We start from the raw sequence: 17,235 nt of genomic DNA, 5'->3' as shown, positions 1-17,235 counted from the left end.
CTTTAGAGATAAATGCTAAGATTCAGTTCATTTTTCTGTCTAATCATTTCAGCATTGATTGGAACCAAAATGACATTGGCGGCACAAGATTCATTGGTTGGCACAGCATCAACTTATTTAAAAAACCTAAGGGATTCAACAATCCAGGAAATACGGATCGTTGAATTGGCTGAGGATGGCTCTATTATTAACCTAAATGCCATTCACGAATTCAGCAGTAATGGGAGAATCAGAAAATCGAAGCTTTTTTATCAGGAACCATTTCAGCACCAGCTTAACAAATTTTATCATTATGATTCGGCAGGAATAAGCGAAACTGAACAAAGGGAAGGAAGTAAATCGTCAATGCAAAAAGTAAATCTTTCGTATCATGATATAGATATTAAAGTGTTAAGCATGGCTAAAATGGATACTAGTAAGTTCCTATTTGAAAAAATCAAATCCCTTACCCGGAATATTCTAGATACTGCGCAAGTAGAAGATTATCAAAAAATCAGTCGGATAAGCATTCTTATTTCAAGAAATGACAGACTGCGGTTTACGATAACCAAAGCGAATTTAATGTATGATCGAATCTATACAGAAGTTAGCAAAGGAAGCAGGAATGATTCAGCAGTATGGAGGTATGACGAAAATGGGGCATTGACTAAGACTTTCTATGGAGCAGATGGAATTAAGTCTAGTTTGAAAAGGTTTTCAAAAAACGGAAAATTAATTTTTGAAGAACTTTTTGGTAGTCCTTTCAATTTTTCGGTTGAGGCAACCTACACAGATGATGGAAGAGTTTCAGAGCTATTGTTGTTTACTAACAGCAGAACTGCTGAAAAGCGTAAGAAATACAAATACACTGATAATTTACTTACAATGATTGAGGATTACTCAGCGTATGACAATACAACCAAATTTTTGCGCTACGATTACTTATTCAACAATGAAAACGTCCGTACACGCTAAGTCAACTATTTCAATCTCGTTAACTTTCTCAGGAAGCGAAACCAATGGTTCGCAAATGGTACAATCACCGAAGCCACAAAAACCAGCTTCGCTATTCTTAAAAACAAAATAAAATTCATCTCCTTCTTCGAGTATGCTCTCAAAACGTTTTAGCTGTTCTTCACTTGCCTGGCAGAATGGGTAAGTTTTAAATACATTTTGATATACTGTTGAGTTAGGTTGAAAAGCATTCTGCCAACTTGCATCAACATGGTCTGGTTGAAAGGAACCTGAAAGAATTTGAATTGCAACACCTGCACAGGCAGGGCTACTGCTTACAATGCGGCCCCTTAATCTTGCAACACAAAGTTCTTCATTGGAAATTTCTGATTGACAACTTGTAAAAACAATGAAGACTAGTAGGAATATGATAAGAATGTGCCTTTTCATAGTGTATTGATTTAAGTCGGGTTCGGGACATTTTAGACTCTTCGAATTTATTGACACCAATAAACCATAAAAAGTTGTAAGGTTTGAAGGATATTTATTTTAGCAAATGCAATGTAGAAGAGAAGTAATTGTAGCATACTAAGTTTAAATTGGCTTTTCTTTATCCAAAGTATACCCCATAGTATGTGAGTATATTTTTGCAGGATACTTATTTAATTATGATTTTTTTGAAATGAGAAAAATTCTTTTTTGCCTTACTCTAGTTATTTCAACAGGAGCTTTTGCACAAGAAAATACTGACTCAACAACCAGTACAATTAATAAGAGAAGATTTTGGCTTGTTGCCGGAACGGAGGCAAGCTTTTACGTAGGTGGCATGCTCTATCTGAATGAAATTTGGTACAGAGACCATGAACGTGTGCCCTTCCATTGGTACAATGATAATTCGGGCTATCTGCAAATGGATAAGTTTGCACACAGTTTTATTGCGTATCAAGAGAGTCGTGCGGGCTATCATGCTTTAAGATGGGCGGGTGTTCCAAAAAACAAAGCCTTGCTTTGGGGAGGTTCACTTGGCTTTATACTGCAACTGCCGGTTGAAATATTTGACGGTATTTATGAGGGCTATGGGTTTTCAGTGGGCGATGTTGCGGCCAATGCTTCTGGCAGTTTACTTTTTACGGTGCAGGAGTGGCGTTGGAATGAGCAGAGAATAAAAATGAAATATTCTTTTTCACCCTCCCCCTATGCGAAAGTAAGGCCACGTGTGCTCGGAGAAAATGCTTTTGAACAACTTTTTCTGGACTACAACTCACATACTTATTGGCTTTCAGTTAATCTAAAATCATTTGCAAAAAATTCCAACCTACCCGCCTGGTTAAATGTAGGCCTTGGTTATAGTGCCAATGGTATGCTTGGGGAATTTGAAAATCCTGATTTTATTAATGGTCAACCAGCTCCGTCTTATGATCGTTACAGACAAGTGCTGCTAAGTTTGGATGTTGATTTGAGTAAAATTCCTACGCGAAGTATTTTTTTAAAGCGTGTGTTAGGTAGTTTAAATCTTTTAAAGATACCTTTTCCGGCTATTGAGTTTAACAAGAGAGGTGTTAGGGCTTATGGTTTATACTATTAAGAATTTTTAATTCGCTTTCAAAACTTAGCGAAACTGAAGTAACGCACTAAAATCTTTGCACGAGAGGTAAGGTCGCAGACCTTAGGATAGAACTTCCGAATTGCAAATTCGGAAGAGCAGGGATAGGCGCAAGCATTTCGCTATAGCAGTTATATTTAGAGAATAACAAAAATCTTTGAACCGGTTTCGGTTTTAGAGTATGTTGAAATGGATTTAATTTTCTCTGCTTCCAGTAAAACAGGGGTGATGATTACATCATTACAGATAATGTAGAAAATATTATCAACATCATACCCCTCAGTTTTCAGCTTGAAAGACTTAACAAGATCAGAGTTACCATCATGCCTTTGGATGCTAAGCATTGGGCAATCATTTAATAACTTAGTCCTTAGCAAATCAATTTGCTGTGAGAGCAAGTGTAATGTTTCATTTTGACTTTTGTCTTGATTTTGATAGTATTTTGTAATTAAACTAACGTTAGAGATATCATTGTTTTTCAGATCAGTGATAAATTTTTCTATAACTTGTTCTTTGTTGTTAAAAGAACAGGCTATGTTGCCTAACAGCATTATAATAAATATTTTTTGTATGATTTTCATAAACTATTAATTACAGTTTCTATTGTTAGTTGGTGCATTTCCTCCAACTTTATTAACACTGATATTTCCAGATGAACTTCTACTTCTTATATGCTGACCTAAAGCGCCCGGATTAGATCCCCCTCCACCAGGCCATGAACCATAGGAATCAGGTAACGCCAGACCAGCAAGATTACCGACACTTATCCCAAAATCTGAACAATTGTAGTTATCTAAATCATAAGTTGCATTATAGTTTATAACATACTGAAGAATTTGTTGAAGAATAGGTCCAGAAATAGTAATTGATATACTTGCATCAAAGCCTTCACCACTATCATCCCCCATCACGCTTGGTTCTGGCGGACTTGTGGGGCTTGTCTCATCAGTAGATGGATAAAAGCCGAATACACTTCTGTTAGAACCTTGAGTAATTGAAACAAAAGTGTGCCCAACAACTGCACCTCCCCATGTTATGGCATATGCGTCATTTGATCCCTCAACAGGCTGATCCACATAGATTGTAACAGTAGCACTCTGAGTTGATGTAAAGCACTTTAGATAGTCTGTCATGTTACTTATAGGACGATCTGGAGAAATTACAACATTTGTAGGTTCTCCGTTCCAATTTCCAGAACCTCCATCATAGGTATAAGTAAATAGATCAGCGCCAAATACCTTTTGATTATGCACTGGCCATTGAATCATTAAAAACGGATAATTTTCTGGTTCTAATATAATGGTAATGGGTGGAAGTATACGTTCTATTACTACCCATATACCTTTCTGACTATCAAATTGATATTTTGTGTATTCTCCATTCGCGTTAGTGAATTCATAAACATCTCCATTTGCTGGGAGGCTTGGAAAACTAGGATTACTATTTGCTGGACTTCCTGCACCACCAGTCCACGGTCCACCGCCACAATTTATTTTACTACCCCTCGAGGCTTGTTCTTCACAATTACCACCACTACAACTGGTATAAAGGTATTCTGTCGTTGTGGTAGTGCTACCGTCAGAATAGTATGTTGTTGTAATTAAATACCAATTTGTGCAACCATTTGTTTTGCCTGAAGTAGGGTTAGCACCAGCGTCTATACGAGCCATTGCATTTTCTACTAGTTTACCGCTTTCGTAAATGTTATACATTAATAGTTTTTGAAATGCATTATAGACAGTCATGCGACCTGTGTATATTTGTGTGCTTGCATCCATATTTAAGATGGAAACAATAATATCATCATGTTTATCAAAACGCATTTCATGATCGAAAGTCACAATATTCGATCGTACAATCTTACCATTATTAAGAAAAAATATGGCTTTTACTCTCTCAGCATCTTGGAAAGAATTTAAACTTGTAATTTCCGCTGAAATAATTTTCTCAGTTGTTCGCAAATCATATGTTTCAACTTTTCGAAAATTTATTGAATTTTTAAATTCGGATATCTCATCATTGAATTCCCCTTTAGTTGAAACCATTAATGCATCGAAGTAATCGAGTATATCTTCTTTATACACAGTTTCTTTTTCATACACACTTTCATCTAAACAGGATGTAAGAGATAACAGGAATAGCGTGGAGGAGTAACAGATACTTAATCATTTCATAAATTCATTTTTCTAGTAAACAATTGTGTGTAGCAATTTGATAAAAATAGAAATTAACAATATTCTTCAATGTTAAAGTAAGCGAACTACTGAATAATTAATTAATCAAACTTAGTTCATCCGAATTCGTTCATGATTTAAAACAAATCTTAGCTGACTGACATATAAATTATAATCCATTTTTTCCATTTAGTGCTTTCATCCCTTTTATAGATAGCAAACTCCATAGCGCCACACAGGTCGCCACAGCGATAATTATAATAAAAGACACACAAAGAATTATCACGGAGGAATATGGGTTTCCTCAGCGAGTACAAAGAATAATATCCGTAAGTCTTGCTAAAATCAATCGGTAACTTAGCGAACTCCCGGTCCAATGAGTCAATCTCCTTTTTTGGAATGAGCTTTATCAGACCTGTTTTGGCTAGCCTCTTTAGGTGTGCAGTCGAATCTATCTGGTTAATGATTTGATGCTTTTCTGCTTCGGTTAAAACTACGTAAGCATTTCTTCTCCAGTTATCGCGAATTGTATCTTGCTGAAGCAGTGCAAGACCTTCTTTAAATCCCCAATCATTATGTTCGGCTCTGACTACCATAATATCATTTGACGACTCATGATAGCCTGAAGCAGTTCGCTCGTTATACTCAATAAAATAGCGAAAAAAAGTTTCTTCATCAGAAATTGGCGGATCCCTAAAAGGTGCACAACTCATAAAAACTAAAAGCACGAAAATAGCTATTTGAGAAGTCTGTAACTTCAATTTAACAACCTGTAGTTCCTGGTCCATTACCACTAAATTTTATTAAAGCTGCATTAATTTGGTCTTCCGTAAGTCCTATCCTTAAAAGAATCTGAGACCGCACGGGGCCATGAAATTCATAAATTTGCTTCGCAATAAGTGCTTTTGCTTCAATAGTCGAAAGGTTGGGATACGCCTCTTGTAAAGCTTCACTAATATCAACGATAAAGTTAGTAATCATTTGATAGTGATGCTCAGTTGGAGTATAGGTAAAAGCCCCGGTGTATTTATGCATTAAGGCATGAAATGCCTCGTGATATATTGTCGAAGCTATGTATTCACGTGACTTGTTTGTTAAGTCTGCAGGATCTAGCGTTGTAATAACCGTAAAAATTCCATCATTCGTTAGATCGGGAGGGGTTTGTGCCGCTCCATTTATGCTTCCTTCAATTAAAATCCAATTAACTTTATCACTTGAATTAAAAACCTGCTGAATCAGCCCGTTGTATGTGCTTGTTACATTCGGATCTAATACATGTGCTGCCACACTAAATAGGCAAGGGTTGGTAAGTTGGTTTTGAATACAATACACACCCTCCCAATTCCCCGACCCACCATCATAGGTATAAATAAAGTTATCAGTGCCAAATACGATTTGTCCATGCACTGGCCATTGAATCATTAAAAACGGATAATTTTCTGGTTCTAATATAATGGTAATGGGTGGGAGTATACGTTCTATTACTACCCATATGCCTTTCTGACTATCAAATTGATATTTTGTGTATTCTCCATTCGCGTTAGTGAATTCATAAACATCTCCATTTGCTGGGAGGCTTGGAAAACTAGGATTAATACCCGCTGGGCTTCCGGCACCACCAGTCCAGGGTCCACCGCCACAATTTATTTTACTACCCCTCGAGGCTTGTTCTTCACAATTACCACCACTACAACTGGTATAAAGGTATTCTGTCGTTGTGGTAGTGCTACCGTCAGAATAGTATGTTGTTGTAATTAAATACCAATTTGTGCAACCATTTGTTTTGCCTGAAGTAGGGTTAGCACCAGCGTCTATACGAGCCATTGCATTTTCTACTAGTTTACCGCTTTCGTAAATGTTATACATTAATAGTTTTTGAAATGCATTATAGACAGTCATGCGACCTGTGTATATTTGTGTGCTTGCATCCATATTTAAGATGGAAACAATAATATCATCATGTTTATCAAAATGCATTTCATGATCGAAAGTCACAATATTCGATCGTACAATTTTACCATTATTAAGAAAAAATATGGCTTTTACTCTCTCAGCATCTTGGAAAGAATTTAAACTTGTAATTTCCGCTGAAATAATTTTCTCAGTTGTTCGCAAATCATATGTTTCAACTTTTCGAAAATTTATTGAATTTTTAAATTCGGATATCTCATCATTGAATTCCCCTTTAGTTGAAACCATTAATGCATCGAAGTAATTGAGTATATCTTCTTTATACACAGTTTCTTTTTCATAGACACTTTCATCGAGACAGGATGTAAGAGATAACAGGAATAGCGTGGAAATACCCCAAAAAATCTTTCTCATAAATTATTTTTTTAATGCTGCACAGAGAGTTGAGTTGTTAAATGTAAACGAATGTAATATTATTTTTCGAATGTTTTTTCGGATTATGTATTTTGTTTCAATCTTGTCCTTACAGATCGCAAAATTTTGCTTTTTTATATCTTAAAAAAGTCATAAAAACATTCAGAAAGTTCAACCCTATTTTTATTCCAATAAGTTAGCTCTGCTAACTCTTCCAGATTTAAAAACCGGAAATCCTATAAAAGAAATTTTAATTAGCTTTTAGAATTTATCGCTATAAAATCGTTGTGAAAGAGGTAAGGTCGTAGACCTTAAGATGGAACTTCCGAATTGCAAATTCGGAAGAGCAGGGCAGGGAGCAGGGATAGGCGCAAGCATTTCGCTATAGCAGTTATATTTAGAGAATAACAAAAATCCTTGAACCGGTTTCGGTTTTAGAGTATGTTGAAATGGATTTAATTTTCTCTGCTTCCAGTAAAACAGGGGTGATGATTACATCATTACAGATAATGTAGAAAATATTATCAACATCATACCCCTCAGTTTTCAGCTTGAAAGACTTAACAAGATCAGAGTTACCATCATGCCTTTGGATGCTAAGCATTGGGCAATCATTTAATAACTTAGTCCGTAGCAAATCAATTTGATGTGAGAGCAAGTGTAATATTTCATTTTGACTTTTGTCTTGATTTTCATAGTATTTTGTAATTAAACTAACGTTAGAGATATCATTGTTTTTCAGATCAGTGATAAATTTTTCTATAACTTGTTCTTTGTTGTTAAAAGAACAAGCTATGTTGCCTAACAGCATTATAATAAATATTTTTTGTATGATTTTCATAAACTATTAATTACAGTTTCTATTGTTAGTTGGTGCATTTCCTCCAACTTTATTAACACTGATATTTCCAGAGGAACTTCTACTCCTTATATGCTGACCTAAAGCGCCCGGATTAGATCCCCCTCCACCAGGCCATGAACCATAGGAATCAGGTAACGCTAGACCAGCAAGATTACCGACACTTATCCCAAAATCTGAACAATTGTAGTTATCTAAATCATAAGTTGCATTATAGTTTATAACATACTGAAGAATTTGTTGAAGAATAGGTCCAGAAATAGTAATTGATATACTTGCATCAAAGCCTTCACCACTATCATCCCCCATCACGCTTGGTTCTGGCGGACTTGTGGGGCTTGTCTCATCAGTAGATGGATAAAAGCCGAATACACTTCTGTTAGAACCTTGAGTAATTGAAACAAAAGTGTGCCCAACAACTGCACCTCCCCATGTTATGGCATATGCGTCATTTGATCCCTCAACAGGCTGATCCACATAGATTGTAACAGTAGCACTCTGAGTTGATGTAAAGCACTTTAGATAGTCTGTCATGTTACTTATAGGACGATCTGGAGAAATTACAACATTTGTAGGTTCTCCGTTCCAATTTCCAGAACCTCCATCATAGGTATAAGTAAATAGATCAGTGCCAAATACCTTTTGATTATGCACTGGCCATTGAATCATTAAAAACGGATAATTTTCTGGTTCTAATATAATGGTAATGGGTGGAAGTATACGTTCTATTACTACCCATATACCTTTCTGACTATCAAATTGATATTTTGTGTATTCTCCATTCGCGTTAGTGAATTCATAAACATCTCCATTTGCTGGGAGGCTTGGAAAACTAGGATTACTACCCGCTGGGCTTCCGGCACCACCAGTCCAAGGTCCACCGCCACAATTTATTTTACTACCCCTCGAGGCTTGTTCTTCACAATTACCACCACTACAACTGGTATAAAGGTATTCTGTCGTTGTGGTAGTGCTACCGTCAGAATAGTATGTTGTTGTAATTAAATACCAATTTGTGCAACCATTTGTTTTGCCTGAAGTAGGGTTAGCACCAGCGTCTATACGAGCCATTGCATTTTCTACTAGTTTACCGCTTTCGTAAATGTTATACATTAATAGTTTTTGAAATGCATTATAGACAGTCATGCGACCTGTGTATATTTGTGTGCTTGCATCCATATTTAAGATGGAAACAATAATATCATCATGTTTATCAAAATGCATTTCATGATCGAAAGTCACAATATTCGATCGTACAATTTTACCATTATTAAGAAAAAATATGGCTTTTACTCTCTCAGCATCTTGGAAAGAATTTAAACTTGTAATTTCCGCTGAAATAATTTTCTCAGTTGTTCGCAAATCATATGTTTCAACTTTTCGAAAATTTATTGAATTTTTAAATTCGGATATCTCATCATTGAATTCTCCTTTAGTTGAAACCATTAATGCATCGAAGTAATCGAGTATATCTTCTTTATACACAGTTTCTTTTTCATACACACTTTCATCTAAACAGGATGTAAGAGATAACAGGAATAGCGTGGAAATGCCCAAAAAAATCTTTCTCATAAATTATTTTTTTAATGCTGCACAGAGAGTTGAATTCTTAAATGTAAAAGAATGTAATATTATTTTTCGAAAGTTTTTTCGGATCACACATTTTCTTTCAATTTCGCCCTTACAGATCGTAAAATTTTGCTTTTTTATATCTTAAAAAAGCCATAAAATCATTCAGAAAGTTCAACTCTATTTTTATTCCAATAAGTTAGCTCTGCTAACTCTTCCGGATTTAAAAACCGGAAATCCTATAAAGAAATTTTAATTAGCTTTTAGAATTTATCGCTATAAAATCGTTATGAAAGAGGTAAGGTCGCAGACCTTAGGATAGAACTTCCGAATTGTAAATTCATAGCTCTTCCGGATTTACAATCCGGAAGCCGTATCAAAGAATTTTTAATTCCCCCTTCTAACTTATTGGAAGTGAAGCAACCTACTAAAGTTAAGGTCGCAGACCTTGGGATAGTGCTTCCGAATTTCAAATTTTGAATTTGAGATTCACGTGAGAGTATTCAAATAAACTTATCTCACCTTCCTGTAAATCTCCCTTCCTTTCTCATTCCACTCTACACGTACAAAAGCTTTTGTTTCAGGATCAAAGGGTTCTTTTGGGAAGGAAATTATTTTTTTACGTCTGCCATCAGGATAGTATTCAATCCAGTCGTTTATTCTTTTACCGAACTTATATTCACCTACCACAGCAGGTTTTCCATTTTCGTGGAAGAGGTAATAGTAACCTTCTCTTTCACCATATTCGATCGGAATAATTTCTTTTAGCTTTTTTCTTTCAAATGGATCATAGTATGTAAGTTGTGATTCTTTAGGCCATCCTCTGAAATATTTTTCTTTATCGAGTAGCACACTATCACGGTTGTAGCGCATCCAGCGACCGTGCTTAGTGCCTTTGTAGAAAATGCCTTTCTCTAGCGTTACACCACCCAGCATAAACTTTTCATAAGGGCCATGTAAGAGTATACCTTTTTTGGGATCAAACTTTGAAGGGGCTGTCTTGCGAACTTCTGTGCGTTCATAATCAAACCAATAGACATCCCTGACGAAAGTCTGTGGATTCTCAGGTGTTTTAAGTATGAAGAACTTCTCAAAAACAATGCGCTCACCGGTGCCTTTTCGGGTCATGCCTTTTTTGGTTTTAATACCATAAAAGACCCGCTTCTTTACTTTCTTCTTTTTAGGACTGGCAATAGAATCGTCTTTTTGACTCAGGTCTAACTGATAGGCACCATCTATAGTAAAAGGTCTATCTTCAGCATCGCCTGTCTCTTCCTGCGCCAGCAGTGAAAAAGAAAGGAATAGAAAGCAACCAAGCAGTATTGTGCGCATGAACATAAAACGAAGATACGGTAATTTTATTTTTTAAGGAATGCTTTAACCCTACCCAGAAAATTGTGTTTAAGGAATATGAGTAAAGGCAATAAGTCCTATTTACCCCAGAAAGTATGCGTGGTTTGCCAAAAGCCTTTTACCTGGCGCAAGAAGTGGGAGAAGAACTGGGAAGAAGTTAAATACTGCAGTGACCGATGCCGGAAAGAAGCAAGATGTTAAAAGAACCGGGCAGATCAAAGACCTGCCCGGTAACGTTATCGAACTATTTTTTTGCTGATCTCACGCCAGTCATAAAATTGAAAGGTGGCATCGTCACTCATGGCTATGAATATTCCTCTTGGAAACCCTGGCAGTGCTGCATTGATTACATCACTCCCATCACTTTCTGAAGTTGAGGCAAGAAAGAAAGAAATTTCTGGATGTTCGAGTGGCTTACCCTGGCTCCCTTCGCGGGGGAATACACGAAACATATTAGCTTGTTGATCGGATACAAGTATATAACCGGTTTTATTATCAGTTTTATAAATGGATATCCCCTCTATGTCTTCTGTGAAACCTGATGTGCCGAAAAGGGCAAGCTCTACATTGCTGCTGTCGGGGTGGGCATATGATTTATGAATGCCGTGTTGCTCATCTGAGTGATAAATAAAGCCAAGCTCATTGTCGACTGCAATAGACTCGATTTCTTTTTTACCACTAAAGAAACCGAATTTTCTTTTTAAGCTGGCTTTCACAACACCACTTCCATCATCTTCCAATAAATATTGCCAAAGGTAAGTACCATCTTGTGGCCCGGTTTTTCTTCCAACAATGGCATATATTTTTTGATCAGCCGGATTGGTGTACAAGGCTATTCCCATCGGGTCGCGCAAGGAATCTGCCTCACCATCAAAAACCGATATACCTCCGTTGTCCAGTGCTTCTAAATCGGGCAAACTGAAAACACGGATACTTTTGGCATTGCGTTCTGTACAAACTGCGATGTCAACACGCTTTCCATTTATGTTTAAACCATAAGCAATGTCAACATTATTAGGTCTTTTAAGCGGACGAACACTATCAACAACGTTACCAGACAAGTCGAAAGCAAACAAACCACCATCCCCTGTATCACCACCTTTATCAGTACCAATAATAAGTACTTGTGTGGAGTCTTGCGGATTAATCCAGATGGCAGGATCATCGCTATCGTGTTTTACTTTTTGTGTAACCACCACTGGTATAATGGCGGTGGTATCGCTTTCTACAATTGTTTTGTTCTCAGTTTTAGGAGAACAATGGATGATTAAAAAACTTAGTGTACTTAGTTTGAAAATGCTATTTAAGGTTTTCATTAATTCAGTTTCTTTTATAAAAGAGTAAGGCAGGTTTTACGCCTTTCGCTTCTTCGCTAACTGTATAATAGCCCTTGCCATGCGAATCGAAACAGATGGATTCTCCTTGAGGCTCGGGTTCGTATGGTAAAGTTTGTGCTTTGTTACGAAGAAGTTCTACAATACTTTCAGCTTCATTTCTTTTCCAGTAATACACCGAATCGTAATTTTTTAAGAGCACTTCACCTGTAATGGTATTAAAGTCAGCCCCTACAATTTGAGTAAGCGGCATGGTAAGCTGTTTGGTGGCTATTAAAAATGTATCGGTGCGTTGTGGAAATGGAAGGGTATACAGGCTGATTTGTTTTTCACGCTTACTGAAAATATACAAATCGCCTGTCACATCATCTATCATTAAGGCTTCTGAATCCCGTTTGCCGTCATCAAACTGAAAGGCGATTGTGTCAATATCAGTGATGCTGAGTACTTGATCTTGCTGCAGCAGTGGTTCTTCAAAACGATAAATATATTTAACATCGTGTACAGCATTGTTGTCTCCAATTTCAGCTACGTAAACGTAGCTCTTACCTTTTTCAGGGCCAGAGCCAACAGTAATGTCTTCCCAATCTCTGTTTACTAAGCCTTCAAGCACAACGGTTCCCACATGTTTACCCAGGCTATCGATCAGGTAAACTTCAGGATCACCGGCACTATCATTGTGTGTCCAGAATTTACCTTTATTCACAATCCCGGCATCTAAGCCAGAGGCTTCATTAATCTTAGGATTGTCTAGATTATTCGAACCGTTGGCACTAGTAAAAAGGGTATTGTCAGATACTGGTTGTCCTGGTTTTTTGTTACAGGCAGTAAAGAGAAGAGACACAAGGGAAAGTAAGATGATGTTCTGGCGCATGGAATAAAATTTTGCAAAGAAAGAACTTCCTTTCGACTTCAGGAAGCTCTTTTGTTTACTTTATTAGTCCTTTACAAAGGTGAAAACGCTGGTAGCAGAAAAAAGCTCGTCACCTTCTTCATAATTATCTTCATCGATAATCTTTTGGAAGGTAAAGGTGATGCTTTGATCTTCTTCGTTAATCTCGTAGACTGCAATAACCATGAAATCCAGTTCGTCTTCTATCTCTCCATCACCTTCGTTCAGGATAATATGGCTCCCTTCTAAGATGAGTTCTCCGTCTTCCGCATCATATTCGGCCTCAATTTCTAATTGCTTATTTTCTATTTCTGACTCTCCTTCTTCACAAACAATTTCTTCTTTGGCTAATTCTATTTCAAATTTCATTTCACCGTATTCAAACTGAACACGAATAATTCTAACACCATCGTCCTCAAGAATATCTTCGAAGGCAAGATCAGCCAGATCAGGAGAGATTACACTAAAAACTTCTTTAAATGATTCGAGATCATCTTCGGAAGAGAGCTCCCAGATCCACTGACCGGCTATATCGATATCCAACACCTCATATTCGAAAACGGAAGACTCACCAACAATAATATTTTTATTAGTTGATTGCAGATCGGTTATCGTAAACTCGAAAGTACCCTCAGTGTCATCGGCTCCCGGTAAGAGAAACACTACTTCAAAAGCCTCTGGCAAAGAACCAAGATCCTCATCGCTTACAACGGTTATGGTTTTTGCGATGGGGTCGAAATCTAATTCACGTTCGTACACGCAATCATCAATTTCCACTTCGTAAACCACTTTGTCAATTGTTACTGCATTTTCGAAACTATCCTCGCCTTCAATATCGTAATACAATGTGATGGTTTCTGAAGGTAATTCGCCCAAATAATCTGCAAATTTTATTTCAAGTCCATAGTCCTCGGCATCTGCCAGATCGCCTCCCTCATCGGTATCAACAATCAATTGAAATGGGAAATTGCTGTCGTTGGGTGTTACGTCTAATTCATTATCCGCACAGCCGGCCAGTGTAAGCATACTGGCAAGGATTAATATCTGATAAATTTTCTTAGTCATGTCTTATGGTATTAAAAGTCAAACTTTACACCGATGCGCGTCCACCACGAATAGAATTCGCGCTGAATGAAGCGAGTCTCGGTACCCTGATATACTTCAAATGGCTGGTTGGTGATGTTAAGAAACTCAGCAAACACACGGAATTTTGGATTAATGGTAAAGGTTGCCGTAGCATCTAACTGTACGCGATCTTTTACGAAAAGGTCTTCGCTAGCATCATCACCAAGTTCGGTAATGTATTCTCCATTGAAATTGCTGGACAAGCGAATGTTAAGGCGACCCAGATCATATCCCAATGAGAAGTTTCCAACATGCTTAGCCTGACCAGGCAAGCGAACTTCCTCTGTTTCGTTTATGTCTTCGCGTGACTGAATATTGGCAGCGGATTTTGTAAAGGTGTAGTTAGCATAAACACTGAGTCCGCTTAATTTACCGGGAAGGAAAAGCAGGTTTTGTTGGTAGGCTAATTCCACACCCAGTAAATTAGCTTCTTCGCCATTTTGCGCCTGTGTAAGTTGAATATCAGTACCGAAGTTGCGGCCATTATAAGAGCTTACTTCAAAACGTTTATTGAAAATGAAATCATCTAAACGCTTATAGAAAACACCCCCCGAAAGGATACCTACAGTTCCGAAATACTTTTCACCTAAAAGATCAATATTGGTTGCTGATACGGGTTTTAACAAAGGATTCCCAACACTTCCTTCTCGTGCATTCAAATCAATTTCCTGTGCAGGAACGATGCTCTCGAAGTTAGGACGAGAATAACTACGTGTTGCAGCAAAACGGATGTTGGTGCTTTCATTAATACGGTACTTGGCATGAACTTGAGGGAGTATGAATGCATAGTCTGTTTCGCCAGATACGGGAACGATCTCATCTAAGTCACCTTCAAAATCATAGTATACTTCTTCTGATTGATAACCCACTTTAGTAGTTTCATAACGTAAACCAGCTAAGACCATTAGTTTTTTCAATTGAACTTTAGTCATAGCATAAGCAGCATACACATCTTCAGTGGCTTTGTATGATTCTACTGCCTCTGTTGCCAACTTGCCTTCTACATCCAGCTCGTATCCGTTGCGGTTATTATTGAAGTGATTCATCACACGACTAACATCAATATTTGGCCTGATCAAGTATTTGCCGTTAAGGAATTCGCCCGCAGGACCACCTTGAAATTTCTCTAATGTGTAATCACCTTCTAAATCTCCGAAAACAACATCACCACCAGCCCAGCCGAAAACATTTTCAGTGATATCAAAACTTTTCTCTTTCAAACGGGCCTTACCACCAAATTTGAAAAGGCCATCACCATTTCCAAGTTGATAAGGAATGCCGATATTAAACTTTGCAGTTTTGTTTACATCCAGCGCATACGTACGACCACTTACAAATTCATCGAATTCATAGTTAGCATTATTAAGGTAATCGTTGTTTGGATTAAGGTTACCTACTCCATTTATGGTAAAGGTTGGGTACTCAGGATTGGTTGCAAAATCGATTTGAATGTCATCGAACTCGCCTACAGTATTTACTTCAATATCAAAGGGTGTATCTTGAATGGCTTCAGCATATGCTACTTCGTAATCGAGATTTAGCTTTGCGAAAGTATGTTTACCACCTAGGTTAAAGCTGCTTACAATTTGTTTTTCGAGTCTGTCTTTTGTGGCACGCTCTATTTCGTTGCTTTCAAATGGTGAGTTATCAACATTAGGAACTAATAAGTACGTTCTGCGTTGCTCACGATCTGTAAACTTGTTGTAGAGCGTGCGGAAGTAAAGCTCATTTTGATTATTAATTTTATAATCGATGGTACTGCTAAGCCCCAATCTTGTTCTCACCAACTCATAATCACGAATTTCCATTTCATCGCCATCGCGTTCCCAGTTGTCTGAGCCTCTGTCTGTTTCATAATAGCTGGAGTTGAGCATCACACCAAGCTTATTATTTAAAAAACGTTTGCTCACTTCAAGTGAACCTTGGAGGTTTGCTCTTCCGACAATATCATTATAACCCATTAGTGCAGATGCCCTAATGGACGTTTCTTCGCTTTGCGCTGTTCTTGTAATTAAATTAACGCTACCACCAATAGCATCACCATCCATATCTGGTGTGATGGCTTTTGAAACTTCAATAGAAGCAAGCTGGTCTGCAGGTACTGCATCTAAGGCAACATAACGCACACCCGCTTCAGGTGAGGGAACTTGTTCACCATTGATACTGATGTTGGTAAATTGCGGAGCAAGACCACGTACTAATACGTAACGACCTTCTCCCTGATCACGTTCAATGTTTACTGCAGGCAATCGTTGTAAAGCTTCGGCCACATTCACATCAGGGAAACGACCAATTTGATCAGCACTGACGATGTTCTTAATATTATCTGCAGATTTTTGCTGGTTTAAAGCTCGCTGTTGCCCTTGTAGTGTTCCTGTAACAACAATATTCTCAAGTTCCTGAATATCGCTGCTCATTTTTACTTCAATAAATATATTAGCATTACCGACTACATTAACTTTTTGCACTTCTTTCTTAAAGCCGATGTAAGTAAACTCAAGTGTTATTTCGCCTTCTGGAACACGTAAAGTAAACTCTCCATTGAGGTCTGTAACTGTTCCTACATTACTGTCAACTACTTTAATACTGGCACCGGGCAAAGTTTCATTTAGTTGTTTATCAACTATTCTTCCACTTACGCTTCCTAACGCTGATGATTCTTTTGCAGAGACAGCGTTTACAACAATAATGGTATTGATCTGTCGGAAACTTATCTGATTTGTTTTTGATATTTTATCCAAGACTTTACCTAAAGAATTATCAGTTTCAGCCAACGTGATAAGTTTGCTCAAATCAACTTTTTTAGGATTATAGGTAAAAGTAAAGTCTGTTTCCTTTTCGATAAGTGTAAAAACCTCGCTTATACTTTTGTTTTTAGCATTAAGTGAAAGGGGCACTGCATACAAATTTTGGGCATTCCCATTATTTGCAAAAAGCAAGTTTAGGGTCAGGCACTGTATGCACAGTATTGTCAGGGCATATTTGGTTGTCATGTGTAGTACCCGGATAAGTTTGGGTAATCTTTTTTGCATATTTTTGAAATAGTTTAAGTTGATTACAGATTGACT

The 17,235-nt window shown here is 37.4% G+C and carries 15 protein-coding genes; 3 read left to right on the top strand and 12 right to left on the bottom strand.

What is annotated here, in order from left to right; all coding sequences use genetic code 11:
- Window positions 1-12: 12 nt before the first annotated feature.
- Window positions 13-954 carry a hypothetical protein gene (locus SanaruYs_RS05915; protein ID WP_127121608.1) on the top strand — a complete coding sequence of 314 codons (942 nt, stop codon included), beginning with the start codon at window positions 13-15 and terminating at the stop codon, window positions 952-954.
- Here the strand turns inward: SanaruYs_RS05915 and SanaruYs_RS05910 are convergent.
- Entirely contained in the window at window positions 922-1,383 is a 462-nt protein-coding gene (locus tag SanaruYs_RS05910; protein WP_127121607.1) for a hypothetical protein, read from the bottom strand. The two genes, SanaruYs_RS05915 and SanaruYs_RS05910, sit on opposite strands and share 33 nt — an antisense overlap.
- 232 nt (window positions 1,384-1,615) lie before the next feature.
- On the opposite strand from SanaruYs_RS05910, the gene SanaruYs_RS05905 reads away from it, so the two are divergent.
- Window positions 1,616-2,518: a DUF2279 domain-containing protein gene (locus SanaruYs_RS05905; RefSeq protein ID WP_127121606.1), complete on the top strand. Its 903-nt coding sequence runs from the start codon at window positions 1,616-1,618 to the stop codon at window positions 2,516-2,518.
- A 155-nt stretch (window positions 2,519-2,673) separates the two neighbouring features.
- Here SanaruYs_RS05905 and SanaruYs_RS05900 read toward each other — a convergent pair whose 3' ends face one another.
- The 7 genes from SanaruYs_RS05900 to SanaruYs_RS05870 form a co-directional block, all read right to left on the bottom strand.
- Window positions 2,674-3,117: a hypothetical protein gene (locus SanaruYs_RS05900; protein ID WP_127121605.1), complete on the bottom strand. Its 444-nt coding sequence runs from the start codon at window positions 3,115-3,117 to the stop codon at window positions 2,674-2,676.
- Between the two features lie 6 nt (window positions 3,118-3,123).
- Window positions 3,124-4,638 (bottom strand): hypothetical protein, encoded by a 1,515-nt coding sequence (locus SanaruYs_RS05895; protein WP_127121604.1) that lies wholly within the window; start codon window positions 4,636-4,638, stop codon window positions 3,124-3,126.
- Between the two features lie 221 nt (window positions 4,639-4,859).
- Window positions 4,860-5,498 (bottom strand): hypothetical protein, encoded by a 639-nt coding sequence (locus tag SanaruYs_RS05890; RefSeq protein WP_127121603.1) that lies wholly within the window; start codon window positions 5,496-5,498, stop codon window positions 4,860-4,862.
- Entirely contained in the window at window positions 5,473-7,035 is a 1,563-nt protein-coding gene (locus tag SanaruYs_RS05885; protein ID WP_127121602.1) for a hypothetical protein, read from the bottom strand. Before SanaruYs_RS05885 ends, SanaruYs_RS05890 begins: the two co-directional genes overlap by 26 nt.
- Before the next feature lie 397 nt (window positions 7,036-7,432).
- Window positions 7,433-7,876, bottom strand: a complete 444-nt coding sequence (locus SanaruYs_RS05880; protein ID WP_127121601.1) for a hypothetical protein — start codon at window positions 7,874-7,876, stop codon at window positions 7,433-7,435.
- Between the two features lie 6 nt (window positions 7,877-7,882).
- Window positions 7,883-9,466, bottom strand: coding sequence for a hypothetical protein (locus SanaruYs_RS05875; protein WP_127121600.1), 1,584 nt, complete (start codon window positions 9,464-9,466; stop codon window positions 7,883-7,885).
- A gap of 510 nt (window positions 9,467-9,976) precedes the next feature.
- Window positions 9,977-10,795 carry a toxin-antitoxin system YwqK family antitoxin gene (locus SanaruYs_RS05870; protein WP_246011855.1) on the bottom strand — a complete coding sequence of 273 codons (819 nt, stop codon included), beginning with the start codon at window positions 10,793-10,795 and terminating at the stop codon, window positions 9,977-9,979.
- Between the two features lie 78 nt (window positions 10,796-10,873).
- Here SanaruYs_RS05870 and SanaruYs_RS05865 point away from each other — a divergent pair, with 78 nt between their 5' ends.
- Complete coding sequence (locus SanaruYs_RS05865) at window positions 10,874-11,017, top strand: DUF2256 domain-containing protein (RefSeq protein WP_127121599.1); 144 nt, start codon at window positions 10,874-10,876, stop codon at window positions 11,015-11,017.
- A gap of 35 nt (window positions 11,018-11,052) precedes the next feature.
- Here the strand turns inward: SanaruYs_RS05865 and SanaruYs_RS05860 are convergent, their stop codons facing one another.
- From SanaruYs_RS05860 to SanaruYs_RS05845, 4 genes are all read right to left on the bottom strand, one after another.
- The gene (locus SanaruYs_RS05860; protein WP_127121598.1) at window positions 11,053-12,132 is read right to left on the bottom strand and encodes a phytase; all 1,080 of its coding nucleotides are present in this window, start codon (window positions 12,130-12,132) and stop codon (window positions 11,053-11,055) included.
- A gap of 4 nt (window positions 12,133-12,136) precedes the next feature.
- Window positions 12,137-13,024 carry a hypothetical protein gene (locus tag SanaruYs_RS05855; RefSeq protein WP_127121597.1) on the bottom strand — a complete coding sequence of 296 codons (888 nt, stop codon included), beginning with the start codon at window positions 13,022-13,024 and terminating at the stop codon, window positions 12,137-12,139.
- Between the two features lie 63 nt (window positions 13,025-13,087).
- Window positions 13,088-14,107, bottom strand: a complete 1,020-nt coding sequence (locus SanaruYs_RS05850) for a hypothetical protein (RefSeq protein ID WP_127121596.1) — start codon at window positions 14,105-14,107, stop codon at window positions 13,088-13,090.
- Window positions 14,108-14,118: 11 nt separating this feature from the next.
- Window positions 14,119-17,199 (bottom strand): TonB-dependent receptor, encoded by a 3,081-nt coding sequence (locus tag SanaruYs_RS05845; protein ID WP_127121595.1) that lies wholly within the window; start codon window positions 17,197-17,199, stop codon window positions 14,119-14,121.
- Window positions 17,200-17,235: the final 36 nt, after the last annotated feature.

The sequence above is a fragment of the Chryseotalea sanaruensis genome (assembly GCF_003990915.1).
In the GTDB taxonomy this organism is placed as follows: domain Bacteria; phylum Bacteroidota; class Bacteroidia; order Cytophagales; family Cyclobacteriaceae; genus Chryseotalea; species Chryseotalea sanaruensis.
The sequence above is the reverse complement of the archived record's forward strand: the minus strand, read 5'-3'. Positions and strand labels throughout refer to the sequence as shown.